A 14,040-nucleotide genomic window follows, 5' to 3' on the forward strand; every position below is an offset into this window, starting at 1 on the left:
CGGCGGCGCGGCCGGGCCGGCGGACGACCCGCTGGTCGCCGCCGCCGCCGCCGCCGCGACCGCCGCCGCCACGGCGGAACGGCGGTTCGACGAGCTGCTGGGCGAGGCGCGGAGGCGCGACGGCGATGAATGAGCCCCCGATCCGCGCCAGCCTCGCGGTGCTGGCCCTGCTCCTCGCCCTGCTGTCGGCGCTGCTGCTGTGGCGGCATGACCGGCTGCAACGGGTCGAGCAGGAGGCGCTGCTGCGCGCGGTGGCCGGCACGGTGGCCGATCAGGTCGGGCTGGCGCTCGATTACGGCATCCCCTTCTCCGCCTTGCGCGGGATGGAACCGTTCCTCGACGCGGTGCTGGCCGCCAATCCCGAGCTGGCCGGCATCGGCGTCGCCGCCGCCGACGGGACGGCCCGGTTCGCACGCGGCGCCCCGGACGGCGGGGGGCTGGCGGTGACGGTGGCGATCGCCACCGGGCAGGGCGAGGCCGGCGGCGTCCGGGTCAGCGCCGCGCGCGGCCTGCCGGGCGGCTGGCTGGGCCCGGGGCTGGGGCTGATCGACCTGCTGACCCTGGCGCTGGCGTGGGCCGGCCTGCGCCACGCCGGACGGCGGCGGGTGGCGCGGCCGCTGGCGGCGCTGGAGGCGGCGCTGGCGGCGATCGGCCGGGGCGATTTCTCGCCGCCGCCGCAGCGGGGCCGGGGCGAGATCGCCGGGCTGGAACAGGCGGCGGCGGCGCTGGTGGCGCGGGTCACCGGCCGCGCCACCGCCTTTCGCCAGGAAATCGAGGAACGGACGGTGGCCCAGCCCGACGCGGCGGCACGCGCGGCGATCGCCGCGCTCGGCCGCGACGGCACCGCCGGGCTGCGCTTCGGGGAGGAGGGATGAACCGGTTCGGCGCCTCGCTGCGGCTGAAGATCACCGCGCTGGCCCTGCTGGCGCTGCTGGCGCTGATCGCGATCGGCATCGCCGCCCAGACCATCCGCGAGCGCCAGTTCGCGGCGGCGATGGCGGCGGCGGTGCAGCAGGATGCCCGCCTGCTGTGGCGGGCCACCCTGGGCGACGGCGTCGCCCGGCTCGACCGCGCCGCCGGGCGGATCGCCGCCGACCCGGCGGTGGCGGCGGCGCTGGCCCGGCCGGGACGGGCCGGGCTGGCGGCGGCGCTGGCGCCCCATCTCGACCGCCTCGGCGCCGAGGGCGGGCGGGGCCGGATCGAACTGGTCGGGCCGGACGGCGGATTGCTGTTCAATTCCGGCGGCGAGCTGTTCTGGCGGCCGACCCTGACCGGGGCGGCGCTGCCGCCGGGCGGCGGCGCGGTCGATGCGGTCCAGCTCGATTGGGGCCGGGCGGCGGTGCTGGCCCATGGCCTGCGCCTGCCGGGGCGGTCGGGGGCGATCCTGGTGGTCTCGGCCGGGATCGAGCCGCTGCTGGCCGAGATGAAGGCCGGCACCGAGGCCGAGGCGTTCCTGGTCAACCGCCGCGCCCGGCTGCTGGCCGGCACCCGGCCCGGCTTGTGGGAGCGGATCGCCGCCGAAACCGCCGACGCGGCGGAGGCGCCCCGGCGCGAGATCCGCCTCGACGGCCACACCCTGGCGGTGACGGCGCTGCCGCTCGACCCGCAGGGCGGGTTGACCGCCCGGCTGGTGCTGGTGCGCGACGTCTCGCGCGAGGCCGGGGGGCGGCTGACGGTGCAGGCGCTGTCGCTCGGGCTGGCGATGCTGGCCACCCTGCTGGTGGTGGGCGGGCTGTGGCTGTGGCTGCGGCGGATGTTCCGCCCGCTCGAACAATCGGTGGCGGCGATCAACGCGCTGTCGGCGGGGGACGGTTCGGTGTCGATCGCCGCCCACGGCCGGCGCGACGAGATCGGCCGGCTGGCCGAGGCGCTGGAACGGTTCCGCGCCAACATGGCGACGCTGGCCCGGTTGCAGGCGGCGGAACGGCGCCAGCGCCGGCGCCAGGAACGCTTCATCCACCGCGAAATGACCGCGCTGGCCGGCACGCTCGACCCGCTGGCGCGGGAAGAGATCCTGCGCGATCTGGCCGAACTGGAGGGCGATGGCGGCGACCAAGGCGGGCTGGGCGTCACCGCCGCCGCCTTCCGCCGGATGTCGGTGCGGGTGCGCCAGCAGCAGCAGCATCTTCAGGAACTGATCGGCGAACTGCGCGAGGCGCTGAAGATGCAGGCGGCCTATCTTCAGCTCCAGCAGGAACTCGACATCGCCCGCCAGATCCAGCGTTCGATGCTGCCGGTCAATTTCCCGACCGATCACCCCCGCGTCGCGCTGTACGCGGAAATGGAGCCGGCCAAGGAGGTCGGCGGCGATTTCTACGATTTCTTCTTCCTCGACGAGCGCCGGTTGGGGATGGTGATCGCCGACGTGTCGGGCAAGGGCGTCCCCGCCGCCTTGTTCATGGCGATCGCCCGCACCCTGCTGAAGGCCACCGCCTTGTTCGGCAGCCCGCCCGCCCGCTGCCTCGCCAACCTCAACAACCTGCTGGCCGAGAACAATGAGAAGGACCTGTTCGTCACGGTGTTCTACGGCATCCTCGACCTCGACAGCGGGCGGTTCACCTATTGCAACGCCGGGCACAACCCGCCCTATCTGCTGCCGGCCGACGGCCCGCCCCGGCCGCTGCCACGGACCGGCGGCGCCGCGCTGGCGATCCTGGCCGACCTGCCGCAACGCGACGCGACGGTGACGCTGGCCCCCGGCGACGGGCTGTTCCTGTTCACCGACGGGGTGACCGAAGCCCAGGAGGAAGGCGGCACCTTCTGGGGCGAGGCGCGGCTGGAAGCCACCCTCGCCGCCGCCGGCCGCACGCCGCACGATTGGATCGGCGCGGTTTATGACGGGGTGCGCGGTTTCGTCGCCGACGCGCCGCAATTCGACGACATCACCTGCCTCGCGGTGCGCTGGCAGCCCGGCGGGTGATCCCGCCCGGCATCTGCGACGATTTGTGACGAAAGCGGGCGGCGCCGGAACAGCCCGGCCCCACCCGCCGCGCCAAGTCCCGCCCCCGCCAAACCTTTTTCCACCATTGGGACTTGACCCCCCGCCGCCGGACAAAGCGGCGGTCGCAACCGCCCGTGTCTGTGACCCGACCCGGCGCGCGGACCTTCCACGCTTGGATCTTCTTGGTTTTTACCATCAAAGGCTGCGTCTTTTTCTCGGCGAATGGGGAAATTTAAATAAAATTGTCTCTTTTCTCGGGCCGGGACCCGATGCCGGAGCGCCGACATAATCAATTGAAAATGAACGCTTTTACGTAAAACTTTGTTGCAATTGCGTTAATGACGCTTTGGTCATATCCCGTTATGGTTTCGCTCATTGCCCTCATGGATGCCTTTCGGCTCGGGGTGAGCCGGCGGCAGGGGGGCCCGGTCGTGCGCCGCACGCTGGCGACCGACACCGGGGGACGATCGGTTCAAACCCAAGGAGAGAGACCATGAAGAGACTTTTCGCCAAGCTGTCGCGCGACGAAAACGGCGTCGCCGCCCTCGAATATTCGCTGCTGGTCGGCCTGATCACCCTGGTGGTCGCCGCCGCGCTCAACACCGGCACCATCAGCAAAGACCTGAAGACCATCTTCACCAACCTCAGCACCGACATCACCACCGCCGCCACGGCCTCCACGAAGTAGTCCGTCCGGACCGGAACGGCGTCGGGGGAGGAACGGAGATGGGGCTGACGGGAGGGACCGTCTGTTCCGGGATCGCGGCGGGCGCCTTCGCGCTGGCCGCGCTCACCGACCTTGCCCGGCGCCGGATCGCCAACCGGCTGGTCGGCCTGGCCGCCGCCGCCTGGGTGGGGGCGGCGCTGGCGGGAGGATTGGGGATCGACCCGCCGGACGGAATCGCCCCCGGCGGCTGGCCGGCGGCGGCGGCGGCCCTGGCCACCGGACTGGCGGCGTTCCTGGCGATGCTGGCCTGCTACCGCTTCGGCTGGGTCGGCGGCGGCGACGTCAAGCTGGCGGGGGTGGTCCTGCTGTGGGCCGGGCCGGCGCTGGCCCCGGCGGCGCTGACGGTGATCGCCCTGTCCGGGCTGGCGCTGACCCTGACGATGCTGGCGACGCGGCCGCTGCGGCGCCGGACGGGGGGGCCGGCCGCGCCAAGGGGGATGCTGGCGGCGCTCGACGACCGGCGCGGCGTGCCCTACGGGGTGCCGCTGGCGCTGGGCGGACTGGCGGTCACCCTGCCCCCCTGGCTCGGCCTGCTGAAGGGGTAAGGGATCGTGACCCTGCGCGGATTGTTTCGGATCGTCCTGATTCTGGCGGTCGCCCTCTGCTCCGGGCTGCTGTTCCGCGGCCTGTTCATCGCCTCGACCGCCGCGCCGCCGCCGCCCAAGCCGGTGGCGGTCGGCGCGGTCGCCACCGCCGCCCGGCCGCTGCCGAAGGGGCTGCTGCTGCGCGAGGACGATTTCGGCTGGCGCGAGATCCCGCAGGATCAGGTGACGCCGACGATGATCGCGAAGGGCAGCCCCAACGCCCGCCGCCTGCCCGGCGCGGTGGTGCGCCAGCCGATCGAGGACGGCGCCGACCTCACCCCGCGCGACATCGTGTTTCCCGACGCCCCCGGCTTCCTCGCCGCCGCGCTGGCGCCGGGGATGCGGGCGGTGTCGGTGGCGATCGACGACGTCACCGGCAATGCCGGCCTGATCCTGCCCGGCGACCGGGTCGATCTGCTGCTGACCCAGCGGCTGGAAAACACCGGCCCCCAGGCCGCCGCCAAGGTGGCGAGCGAGATCGTGCTGTCCGACCTGCGGGTGATCGCGGTCGGCTCGCAGATGAAGGCGCCCGAATCCGACGGCGCCCAGCCGCGCCCGGCCCGCACCGTCACCCTTGAGGTGACGCCGGACCAGGCCGAGCGGGTCTCGGTGGCGACCCGGCTCGGCCAATTGTCGCTGGCGCTGCGCAGCCTCGCCTCGCCCCGGCTCGACCCGGCGCCGGGGGCGGCCGGCGCCGCGCCGGCCCCGGCGATGCCCGCCCCGCTCGCCGTCGAAAGCGAGCCGGCCCAGCCGACCTGGGGCGAGGACGTGTCGATGGCGATCCGGATGCAGGCGGAACGCCGCCCGGCCCCGGCCCCGGCCCATGCCGCCGCCCCGGCGCGGCGGGGGGTGCAGGTCTATCGCGGTTCGAGCCGGCCGGAAAACAGCGCCGGCCCGGGGGGGCTGGCTGGCGGGACGGAAAGCGGCCCGGTCGATTCCGCCGCCTTCGCGGCGGCGGCCAGCGCGATGCCGCGCTGAAACCAGGGGACGCGCTGACGGCTCGGGGCGGCGCGACCGAGAGACGGAACCGGCGACGCGGCGAAGCCCGCGCCCGGAGGGGGACGGAAGGGGTGGGACGAATGGGGTGGTGGCGCAACGGGGGATGGAGGGTGGCGATCGGGGCCGGAATGGCGCTGGCCCTGGCGGGACCGGCGGTGGCCCAGACGATGCGGGCGGCGCCGGTCGCGGCGGAGGCGGCGGCCGGCGCGGCGCCGATGAGTCTGGCGGTCGGCCAGGGCCGGCTGCTGCCGCTGGGGCGGCCCGCCACCAGCGTGTTCGTCGCCAATCCCGAGATCGCCGACGTCCAGGTGCCGTCCGGCAACGCGGTGTTCGTGTTCGGCAAGAAGGTCGGCACCACCACCCTCTACGCCCTCGACGGCAACGACCGCACCATCCTCAGGACCGAGATCGCGGTCAGCCTCAACACCGACGAACTGGAGCGGATCCTGCACCAGCGTTACCCCGATTACCGGCTGACCCTGACCTCGGCCCCCGGTTCGCTGATGGTGGGGGGGGTGGTCAACAATGCCGAGGACGCCGCCGGGGTGGTCAACACCCTGGCCCCGCTGGTCGGCAAGGACGAGACCCTGATCAACGCGCTGAAGGTGCGGGCGCCGACCCAGATCCAGTTGCGGGTGCGTTTTTCCGAGGTGGCGCGCGACATCGTCCAGAATCTCGGCATCAACTGGAGCGCGGTCGGCCAGTCGGGCAATTACCTGTCCGGGCTGATGAACGGGCGCAGCTATTTCAACAGGACCACCAACACCTACACCAAGCCCGACACCAACTGGGGGCTGCTGCTCGGCTTCGTCAAGGGCGACCTCGACATCGAGGCGATGATCGAGGCGCTCGACGGCGAGGGGCTGACCACCACCCTGGCCGAGCCCAACCTGACCGCGGTGTCGGGCCAGACCGCCAGCTTCCTGGCCGGCGGCGAGTTCCCGATCCCGGTGGCGCAGCAGAACAACACCACCACGATCGAGTTCAAGCCCTACGGCGTGTCGCTGGCCTTCACCCCCTCGGTGCTGGGCAACGACCGGATCAGCCTGCGGGTCCGCCCCGAGGTCAGCGCGCTCGACTGGAGCAATGCCGTGACGATGGATTCGGTCCGGATCCCGGCGATCACCGTCCGCCGCGTCGATACCACGGTCGAACTGGCCAGCGGCCAGAGCTTCGCCATCGGCGGGCTGTTGCAGAACAACATGACCGACGCGATGTCGCGCCTGCCCGGCCTCGGCAACCTGCCGGTGCTGGGCAAGCTGTTCTCGTCGCAGAATTTCGCCAGCAACCGCACCGAACTGGTGGTGATCGTCACCGCCTATCTGGTCCATCCCACCGACGGGCGCGGCCTGCACACCCCGGCCGAGAGCCTGCGCCCGGCCAACGACGTCGAATATTTCGCCCAGACCCGACTCGGCAGCGATCCGATGGCCGCCCCCGGCAACCGGCTGGTGGGCAATCCCGGCTTCGCCTACTGAGCGGCCGGCCCAGGCAAGGAGTGACGCGGATGCGATCCCGCCCGATCATGACGGCCCTGCTGGCGGCGGCGGCGCTGGCCGGCTGTTTCCCCCGCCCCGATTACACCGAGATGCCCGACGCCCGGGTGATCCCGCTGCAAACCACCGCCCGCACGGTGGCGGTGGCCGACCCCGACCGCCCCACCCCGGAGGAACGCGCCGCCATCGCCGCGCTGCTGGCCCAGGCCGGGCCGGCCGACGGCCATGTCCGCCTGCTGCCGCCGGCGGGGTGGCCGCGCCCCGATCCGGTCGGGCTGCGGCAGCTGACCGACCGGCTGGGGCTCCCGCCCGGCGCCGCCGTGGTGGCCGGCGCCGCCCCCGGTCCCGACCTGCTGGTCGAGGTGATCACGGTGCGGGCCCAGGCCCCCAATTGCGCCGACCTCGTCACCCCCAACCCCTCGCCCAGCGCCGGCAGCCGGCCGAGCGTCGCCTTCGGCTGCGCCACCTACGGCAACCTCGCCGCCCAGGTCGCCGATCCGGCCGATCTGGCCCAGCCGCACGCCTTCGCCGGGCCGGACGGCGCCACCAGCGCCGCCGCCGTCACCCGCTACCTCACCGACAAGGTCAAGCCGCCGCCGGTGCTCGGGGTGTCGCGGCTCGGCACCAGTTCGAGCGGTGGCGGCGGCGGCGGAAACGGCGGGTCGCAATAGTTCCAAGCCAGGGAGAACAGCCGATGTCGATCCTCGACCGCCTCACCGGCCAGGACCGCCCGAGTCCCGCCAACGCCGAATTCATCGCCGTGCTGGCCGACGAGGCCAGCGCCGCCCTGCTGCGGCAATTCGTGCTGGAGGGGATGGTGTCGCACGCCCATGTCCTGGTCGGCGGGGTGCGCGACCTGATCGGCCTGCTCGGGCAGGTCGAGCGGCCGCCCCGGCAATTGGTGGTGGACGTCTCCGGCTCGACCATGTCCAACACCGAACTGGCCGAACTGGCCGCCGTCTGCCCGCCCGGGGTGGCGGTGGTGGTGGTGGGCGAGCGCAACGACGTCGGCACCTATCGCGAATTGCTGCGGATGGGGGTGGACGATTATCTGGTCAAGCCGCTGACGATGGACCTGCTGCGCCGGGTGCTCAACCGCCGCACCGGGCGCTCGGTGCCGGCCCAGCAGATCCGCACCGGCAAGGTGGTGGCCTGCGTCGGCAGCCGGGGCGGGGTCGGCACCAGCACGCTGGTGGCCAATCTCGGCTGGCAGCTGGCCGGGCCGCTGGAACGGCGGGTGGCGGCGATCGATCTCGACCCGTTCGGCGGCGCGCTCGACCTGATGCTGTCGGCCCCCAACAATCACGGCCTCGCCGACCTGCTGGCCAACGTCAACCAGCTCGACCCCAATTTCGTCGAACGCAGCTTCGCCCAGGCGGCGCCCCGGTTGTTCCTGCTCGCCGCCCGCGCCGAGCTGGACCAGAGCGGCGTGTTGCCGCCGCGCGCGGTGCTGACCCTGCTGGCCGAGCTGCGCAAGCTGTTCCATTACGTCTTCCTCGACCTGCCGGCGCGCGGCGGCGAGCTGACCGCCGCGCTGCTGGCCGACGCCGACACGGTGGCGGTGGTCAGCGAGCCGTCGGTGGTGGCGACGCGCGAGACGCTGCGGCTGATCCAGCTGGCCGAGACCCGCGACGACCGGGTGCCGCTGATGCTGCTGGTCAACCATCCCCGCCAGCCCGGCCACGCCGAACTGAAGCTGGCCGATTTCGAGGAGGCGGTGGGGCGGCGGGCCTCGCATGTGCTGCCGTTCGACCGCGACGCCGCCGGGCTGGGGGAAAATCTCGGCCCGCCGCTGATCAGCCGGCGCGGGCCGCTGGCGCTGGCGCTGCGCCGGGTCGCCGACGATCTCGCCGGGCGGCGCAGCGCCGAGGGCGGCCGCCGGCTGCTGCCCGACTGGCTGCCGCTGCCCGGGCTGGCCCCGGCGCGGGGAGGCTGACGATGTTCGGCCGCAAGCTGGCGGTGCCGCCGCCCGGCGGCGACGCGGCGGGGGGGACGGCGGCGGAAACGGCCGCCGCCGCCGAACCGCCGCGCCCGATGCTGCGCTCGGACAGCTTCCAGAAGGTCCGCACCGCCGTGCTGGCCTCGATCAACGTCTCGGCGGCGGTGCTGCGCTCGCAGGAACAGCTTGAGGGCGACCTGATCGCGCTGGTGGCCGAGATCTGCGTGCGCGACCGGCTGATGGTCACCGCCGCCGAGCAGGAACAGATGGTGCGCGAGCTGCTGCACGACATGTTCGGCATCGGCCCGATCGAACCGCTGCTGGCCGACGACAGCGTCACCGACATCCTGGTCAACGGCCCCGATCAGGTCTATGTCGAGCGGCATGGCCGGCTGGAGCCGACCGCGATCAAGTTCCGCGACAACGTCCACGTCACCAACATCGCCCAGCGCATCGCCGCCTCGGTCGGGCGGCGGGTGGACGAATCCTGCCCGATGGTCGATGCCCGCCTCGCCGACGGCAGCCGCGTCAACGTGGTGCTGCCGCCGCTGGCGCTGAAGGGCACCTACATCTCGATCCGCAAATTCTCCAAGCGTTCGATCACCTTCAACCGGATGGTGGCCCAGGGCAACCTGTCGGCGCCGATGGCCAAGGTACTGGAGATCGCCTGCGCCTGCCGCTGCAACATCCTGATCTCCGGCGGCACCGGCAGCGGCAAGACCACGATGATGAACACCCTGTCGCACCGGATCGATCCGGCCGAGCGCATCGTCACCATCGAGGACGCCGCCGAACTGCAATTGCAGCAGCCGCACGTGGTGTCGATGGAGACCCGCCCGCTCAACACCGAGGGGGTGGGGGCGATCGACCAGCGCGATCTGGTCCGCAACGCCCTGCGGATGCGGCCGGACCGGATCATCCTCGGCGAAACCCGCGGCGCCGAGGCGTTCGACGTGCTTCAGGCGATGAACACCGGCCATGACGGCTCGATGAGCACCATCCACGCCAACAGCGCCCGCGACGCGCTGACCCGGCTGGAAAGCATGGTGCTGATGGCCACCAGCAGCCTGCCGCTCGGTTCGATCCGGCGCCAGATCGCCGGGGCACTGCATCTGGTGATCCACCTCGAACGGATGCGCGACGGGGTGCGGCGGATCGTCAGCGTCGCCGAGGTGACCGGGATGGAGGGCGACATCATCATCACCCAGGACCTGTTCACCTTCGAATACGACGCCACCGCCTACAATCAGGAGGTCCGCGGCCGTTTCGTCAGTTCCGGCCTGCGCCCGGCCTTCACCACCCGGGCCAGCTATTACGCCCTCGACGGCGCCCTGATCGAGGCGATGCGGGAATGAGCGCGCTGAGCCCCGAGGACGTGATCACCCTGGCCGGCTTCTGCGCGGTGCCGGCCGGCTGGGCGCTGGTCGCCACCCTGCGCGCCGCCTACCGCGACAGCCCGCGGATGGTGATGCGCCGCCGCGCCCTGGAGGTCGCCCACCGCAGCCGGCGCAGCGAAAGCGCGCTGGCGGCCGGCGACGACGACCTGCTGCTGCGGCCGCTGCGCGGGGGGGACGGGCTGCGCGAGCAGGCGGCGCGGTGGCGGCGGCGGGTGATCGATCTCGGCGGCCGCCGGGGCTGGCATCTGCTGCTGGCCGCCGAGGCGATCCTGGCCGTCACCACCCCGATCGCGGCGGCGCTGCTCGGCCTGCCGGCGCTGCTGGCGCTGGCGCTGCTGCCGGCGCAGGCGGTGCTGGTGGCGGTGGGAATGCAGCGGGTGCTGCGGGCGCGGTTCCGCCGCCGTTTCCTCGACGGCTTCCCCGGGGTGCTCGACCTGATCGTCCGCGCGGTGCGGGCCGGGGTGCCGGTCAATGCCGCGATCCAGACCGCCGGCGAGGACCTGCCCGAGCCGATCGGGCCGGAATACCGGCGGATGAGCGACGCGCTCAGGCTCGGGGTCGATCAGGGCGAGGTGTTCGCCGCCGCCAGCCGGCGGATCGGGCTGGCCGAATTCCGCTTCTTCGCCATCTGCCTCGAGGTGCAGCGCGAGACCGGCGGGCCGCTGAGCGAGACGCTGGAGAATCTCGCCGCGATCATCCGCGCCCGCGCCGAGGTGCGGCTGAAGACCCGCGCCCTGACCGCCGAGGGCCGCTCCGCCGCCAAGATCATCGCCACGATTCCGCTGGTGATCACCGCCGGGCTCTATTTCGCCGCGCAAGATTATCTCGGCCCGTTCCTCGAAAGCGATGCCGGCCATCACCTGCTGGCGGTCGCCGCGATCATGGTCGGGCTCGGGCTCGGCCTGATCTTCCAGATGACCCGGCTGGAGGCATGAGGAGATGGCGCCGTCGTCCCCCGTCCTGTTCGCCCTGATCGCGCTGGCGCTGGCCGGGCTGGTCGGCGGGCTGACCTATCTCGGCCTCAGCCGCCCCCATCTGCGCATCGCCGAACGCGCCCGCGCCGTCGCCGCCGACCAGTTCGGCCGGGGCGACGGCGGCGGCGCCCGGCGCGGCGCGCTGCTGCTGGCGCTGGCCCATCCGCTGTTCCGCGCCGTCGGCCGGCTGCCGCTGATCGAGGCCGCCCAGCGCGAGCGTTTCGCCGCCCTGCTGCGCACGGCGGGCTGGCGCCACCCCCAGGCGCTGTCCTGGTTCATCGCGGTCAAGGTCCTCGCCGGCGCCGGGCTGGCGGCGGCCGGGTTGGCGGTGGCGACGCTGGCGGCCCCGCCCGGGTCGTCGCCGCTGCTGGCGGCGGCGCTGACCCTGGGCGGGCTGGTCGGCGGCCTGATCCTGCCCGAGGCGGCGCTGCGCTGGGCGGTGGCGCGGCGGCAGCGGCAGGTGCTGGCCGGCGTGCCCGACGCGCTCGACCTGATGGTGATCTGCACCAATGCCGGCTTCAGCCTGGGCGCCACCCTGCGCCGGGTGGCGACCGAATTCGCCGACCTCAACCCGGCGCTGGCCAACGAGCTGGCGATCACCGCCGACGACATCGCGGTGCGGGCCGATCCGCTGTCCGGGCTGCGCAACCTGTCGGCGCGGATGGAGATCCCCGCCTTGACCGCGATGGTCACCACCCTGGTCCAGGCCCAGCGTTACGGCACCCCGATCACCCAGTCGCTGCGCACCCTGGCCCAGACCGAACGGCGGGCCCGGATCCTGGCGATGGAGGAAAAGGGGGCCAAGCTCTCGACCAAGATCACCATCCCGATGATGACCCTGATCCTGCCGGCGGTGCTGATCCTCGCCGCCGGCCCCGCGGTGCTGCGAATCATGGAGGCGTTCGCGAAATGACAGCCCTGAGGTCCCTGGCCGTCCTGGTGGCGGCGTGCGCGGCGGCGCTGACCGGCGGATGCGCCGACCATGCCGCGCCGGCCGGCGCCGAGGCGGCCGCCCGCCCGATCCCGGCGCCGGATTCGGTGCGGATGGGCCGGGCCACCCTGAGCGGCGGCGACGCGCGCGGCGCGATCGGCTTCTACGAACAGGCGCTGAAGGCGCGGCCGGACGATTACGACGCCACGCTCGGCCTCGCCGACGCGCTGGCCCGGATCGGCGAGGTCAGCGCGGCGCGCAAGACCTATCAGCGCGCCGCCGCCCTCAATCCCGGCGCGGTCGAGCCGGTGCTGGCCCAGGCCCGGCTGGCCACCCGCCAGCGCCAGCTCGACGAGGCGCGGCGGCTGTTCGCCCAGGCCGCCACCCTGGCCGCCGCCGACGATCCGCGCGCCCTGGCCGGGCTGGGCGCGGTCAACGACCTCGACGGCCGGGGCGAGGAGGCCCGCGACTGCTATCGCCGCGCCCTGGCGATCCGGCCCGACGACCTCGCCACCCGCAACAATCTGGCGCTGTCGCTCGCCTTGTCCGGCAATCCGCGTCAGGCGATCGACCTGCTGCTGGAACTGGCGCAGAACCCGTCCGCCCCGCCCCAGGCCCGCCACAACCTCGCCTTGGCCTATGGCCTGCTCGGCAACACCGAGGCGTCGGAAAACGTGCTGTCGGCCGATCTCGACGCCGGCTCGGTGCAGAACGACCTGCGCTATTACGCCATGCTGCGCCAGCGGCTGGCCGAACCGCCCCCGCCGCCGCCCCAGCCGGCGGCGGCGCTCGGGCTGCAACCGCTGCCCTTCCCGGCCGCCGGCGGGGAGGCGGCGGCGCGATGAGCCGGGGGCGGTGGAGGCGGCTGGGGGAACGGGCCGGGGTCGCGGTCGAGTTCGCCCTGACCTTTCCCCTGCTGCTGCTGCTGACGGCGGGAACGATGGAGGTCGGGCTGGTGCTGATGACCGACGCCAGCCTGGAACTGGCCGCCCACGATTCCGCCCGCTACGGCACCGCCAGCAGCCTGCTGGCCACCGCCACCCGCACCCAGGCGATCGACACCATCGTCCATTCCTATCTCGACCGCTGGGCCCGCACCCCCGCCGACATCGCGATCGACACCCGGTCCTATACCTCGTTCGCCAATGTCGGCCAGCCCGAGCCGGTCGATTCGACCCTGCATCCCGACGGCACCTGCACCAAGGGCTGCGTCGCCTGCACCGGCTCGGCCCTGACCGGCTCGTGCGACTACATCGACGTCAACGGCAACGGGGTGTGGGACGCCGACATGGGGGTGAGCGGAGTCGGCGGCAGCGGCGACATCACCGTCTACACCATCACCCTGACCCGCCCCGGCTTCACCGGAATCCTGCGGCTGGCCGGGATCTCGACCCTGACCTTTTCCCGCAGCGTGGTGGTGCAGAATGAATAGGGGCTGGCGGCTCGGGCGCGACCGGCGCGGGGCGGTGATGGTCGAACTGGCGCTGGCGCTGCCGGTGCTGCTGATCCTGCTGATCGGCTTCACCGAGGCCTATCTCTACGTCCGGGCGGCGGTGGCGCTGGAACGGGTGGCGTTCGACATGGCCAACCTGATCGCGCGGCGGACCCTGATCTGCCGCGCCACCAGCACCAGCGACCCCAACAGCATCAACACCTACCTGACCACGGTGGCGCCGCTGTCGGCCCAGCCGCTCGACCTCGCCGCCAGCGGCGAGGTGATCGCAAGCGGGGTGGTCTACGATTCGGCCAGCGCCGGCGCGGTGGTGCGCTGGCAGGCGGTCAGCCCCTACACCCTGTCCGGCATCGCCAGCGGGGTGGGCAATGTCGGCGGCAAGGCCACCCTGGCCGGCGGCATCGTGCCGACCAGCGGCGGCGACACCGTGATCGTGGTCGAGGCGTTCCATTCCCATGACTGGCTCAGCGGACTGCGCCAGCTGCTGCCGACGCTGCCGACCGCCACCACCCTCAAGCGGACCGCCTATTTCCGGGGCCGCGTCGCCTCGCTGGCGACGCTCAACACCGCCGCCACCAACCCCGCCTGTCCCGACTGAC

General features: G+C 73.1%; 14 protein-coding genes. All 14 read left to right on the plus strand.

Going from position 1 to position 14,040, the window contains the following annotated elements; genetic code table 11:
• The first annotated feature begins 125 nt into the window (after positions 1-125).
• The 14 genes from ACFSNB_RS11915 (at position 126) to ACFSNB_RS11980 (ending at position 14,039) form a co-directional block, all read left to right on the plus strand.
• Positions 126-875 (plus strand): hypothetical protein, encoded by a 750-nt coding sequence (locus ACFSNB_RS11915; protein ID WP_377316803.1) that lies wholly within the window; start codon positions 126-128, stop codon positions 873-875.
• On the plus strand, positions 872-2,920 hold the full coding sequence (locus ACFSNB_RS11920) for a PP2C family protein-serine/threonine phosphatase (protein ID WP_377316805.1): 2,049 nt from the start codon (positions 872-874) through the stop codon (positions 2,918-2,920). Before ACFSNB_RS11915 ends, ACFSNB_RS11920 begins: the two co-directional genes overlap by 4 nt.
• A 514-nt stretch (positions 2,921-3,434) precedes the next feature.
• Complete coding sequence (locus tag ACFSNB_RS11925; RefSeq protein WP_377316807.1) at positions 3,435-3,629, plus strand: Flp family type IVb pilin; 195 nt, start codon at positions 3,435-3,437, stop codon at positions 3,627-3,629.
• A 38-nt stretch (positions 3,630-3,667) separates the two neighbouring features.
• Positions 3,668-4,213, plus strand: a complete 546-nt coding sequence (locus ACFSNB_RS11930; protein ID WP_377316809.1) for a prepilin peptidase — start codon at positions 3,668-3,670, stop codon at positions 4,211-4,213.
• A 6-nt stretch (positions 4,214-4,219) separates the two neighbouring features.
• Positions 4,220-5,230, plus strand: a complete 1,011-nt coding sequence (gene cpaB / locus ACFSNB_RS11935; RefSeq protein ID WP_377316811.1) for a Flp pilus assembly protein CpaB — start codon at positions 4,220-4,222, stop codon at positions 5,228-5,230.
• Positions 5,231-5,361: 131 nt separating this feature from the next.
• Positions 5,362-6,729, plus strand: coding sequence for a type II and III secretion system protein family protein (locus ACFSNB_RS11940; RefSeq protein WP_377316813.1), 1,368 nt, complete (start codon positions 5,362-5,364; stop codon positions 6,727-6,729).
• A gap of 29 nt (positions 6,730-6,758) precedes the next feature.
• The gene (locus ACFSNB_RS11945) at positions 6,759-7,418 is read left to right on the plus strand and encodes a CpaD family pilus assembly lipoprotein (RefSeq protein WP_377316815.1); all 660 of its coding nucleotides are present in this window, start codon (positions 6,759-6,761) and stop codon (positions 7,416-7,418) included.
• Positions 7,419-7,441: 23 nt separating this feature from the next.
• Positions 7,442-8,683, plus strand: coding sequence for an AAA family ATPase (locus ACFSNB_RS11950; RefSeq protein ID WP_377316817.1), 1,242 nt, complete (start codon positions 7,442-7,444; stop codon positions 8,681-8,683).
• Positions 8,684-8,685: 2 nt separating this feature from the next.
• Positions 8,686-10,041 (plus strand): CpaF family protein, encoded by a 1,356-nt coding sequence (locus ACFSNB_RS11955; protein ID WP_377316819.1) that lies wholly within the window; start codon positions 8,686-8,688, stop codon positions 10,039-10,041.
• The gene (locus tag ACFSNB_RS11960; protein WP_377316821.1) at positions 10,038-11,018 is read left to right on the plus strand and encodes a type II secretion system F family protein; all 981 of its coding nucleotides are present in this window, start codon (positions 10,038-10,040) and stop codon (positions 11,016-11,018) included. Before ACFSNB_RS11955 ends, ACFSNB_RS11960 begins: the two co-directional genes overlap by 4 nt.
• A 4-nt stretch (positions 11,019-11,022) precedes the next feature.
• Positions 11,023-11,970: a type II secretion system F family protein gene (locus tag ACFSNB_RS11965; protein WP_377316823.1), complete on the plus strand. Its 948-nt coding sequence runs from the start codon at positions 11,023-11,025 to the stop codon at positions 11,968-11,970.
• Positions 11,967-12,833: a tetratricopeptide repeat protein gene (locus tag ACFSNB_RS11970; RefSeq protein ID WP_377316825.1), complete on the plus strand. Its 867-nt coding sequence runs from the start codon at positions 11,967-11,969 to the stop codon at positions 12,831-12,833. Before ACFSNB_RS11965 ends, ACFSNB_RS11970 begins: the two co-directional genes overlap by 4 nt.
• Positions 12,830-13,420 (plus strand): TadE/TadG family type IV pilus assembly protein, encoded by a 591-nt coding sequence (locus tag ACFSNB_RS11975; RefSeq protein WP_377316827.1) that lies wholly within the window; start codon positions 12,830-12,832, stop codon positions 13,418-13,420. The genes ACFSNB_RS11970 and ACFSNB_RS11975 overlap by 4 nt, the downstream gene beginning before the upstream one ends.
• The gene (locus ACFSNB_RS11980; RefSeq protein WP_377316829.1) at positions 13,413-14,039 is read left to right on the plus strand and encodes a TadE/TadG family type IV pilus assembly protein; all 627 of its coding nucleotides are present in this window, start codon (positions 13,413-13,415) and stop codon (positions 14,037-14,039) included. The genes ACFSNB_RS11975 and ACFSNB_RS11980 overlap by 8 nt, the downstream gene beginning before the upstream one ends.
• Position 14,040: the final 1 nt, after the last annotated feature.

Origin of the sequence: Phaeospirillum tilakii (genome assembly GCF_042683125.1) — a bacterium.
Lineage (GTDB): Bacteria > Pseudomonadota > Alphaproteobacteria > Rhodospirillales > Magnetospirillaceae > Phaeospirillum > Phaeospirillum tilakii.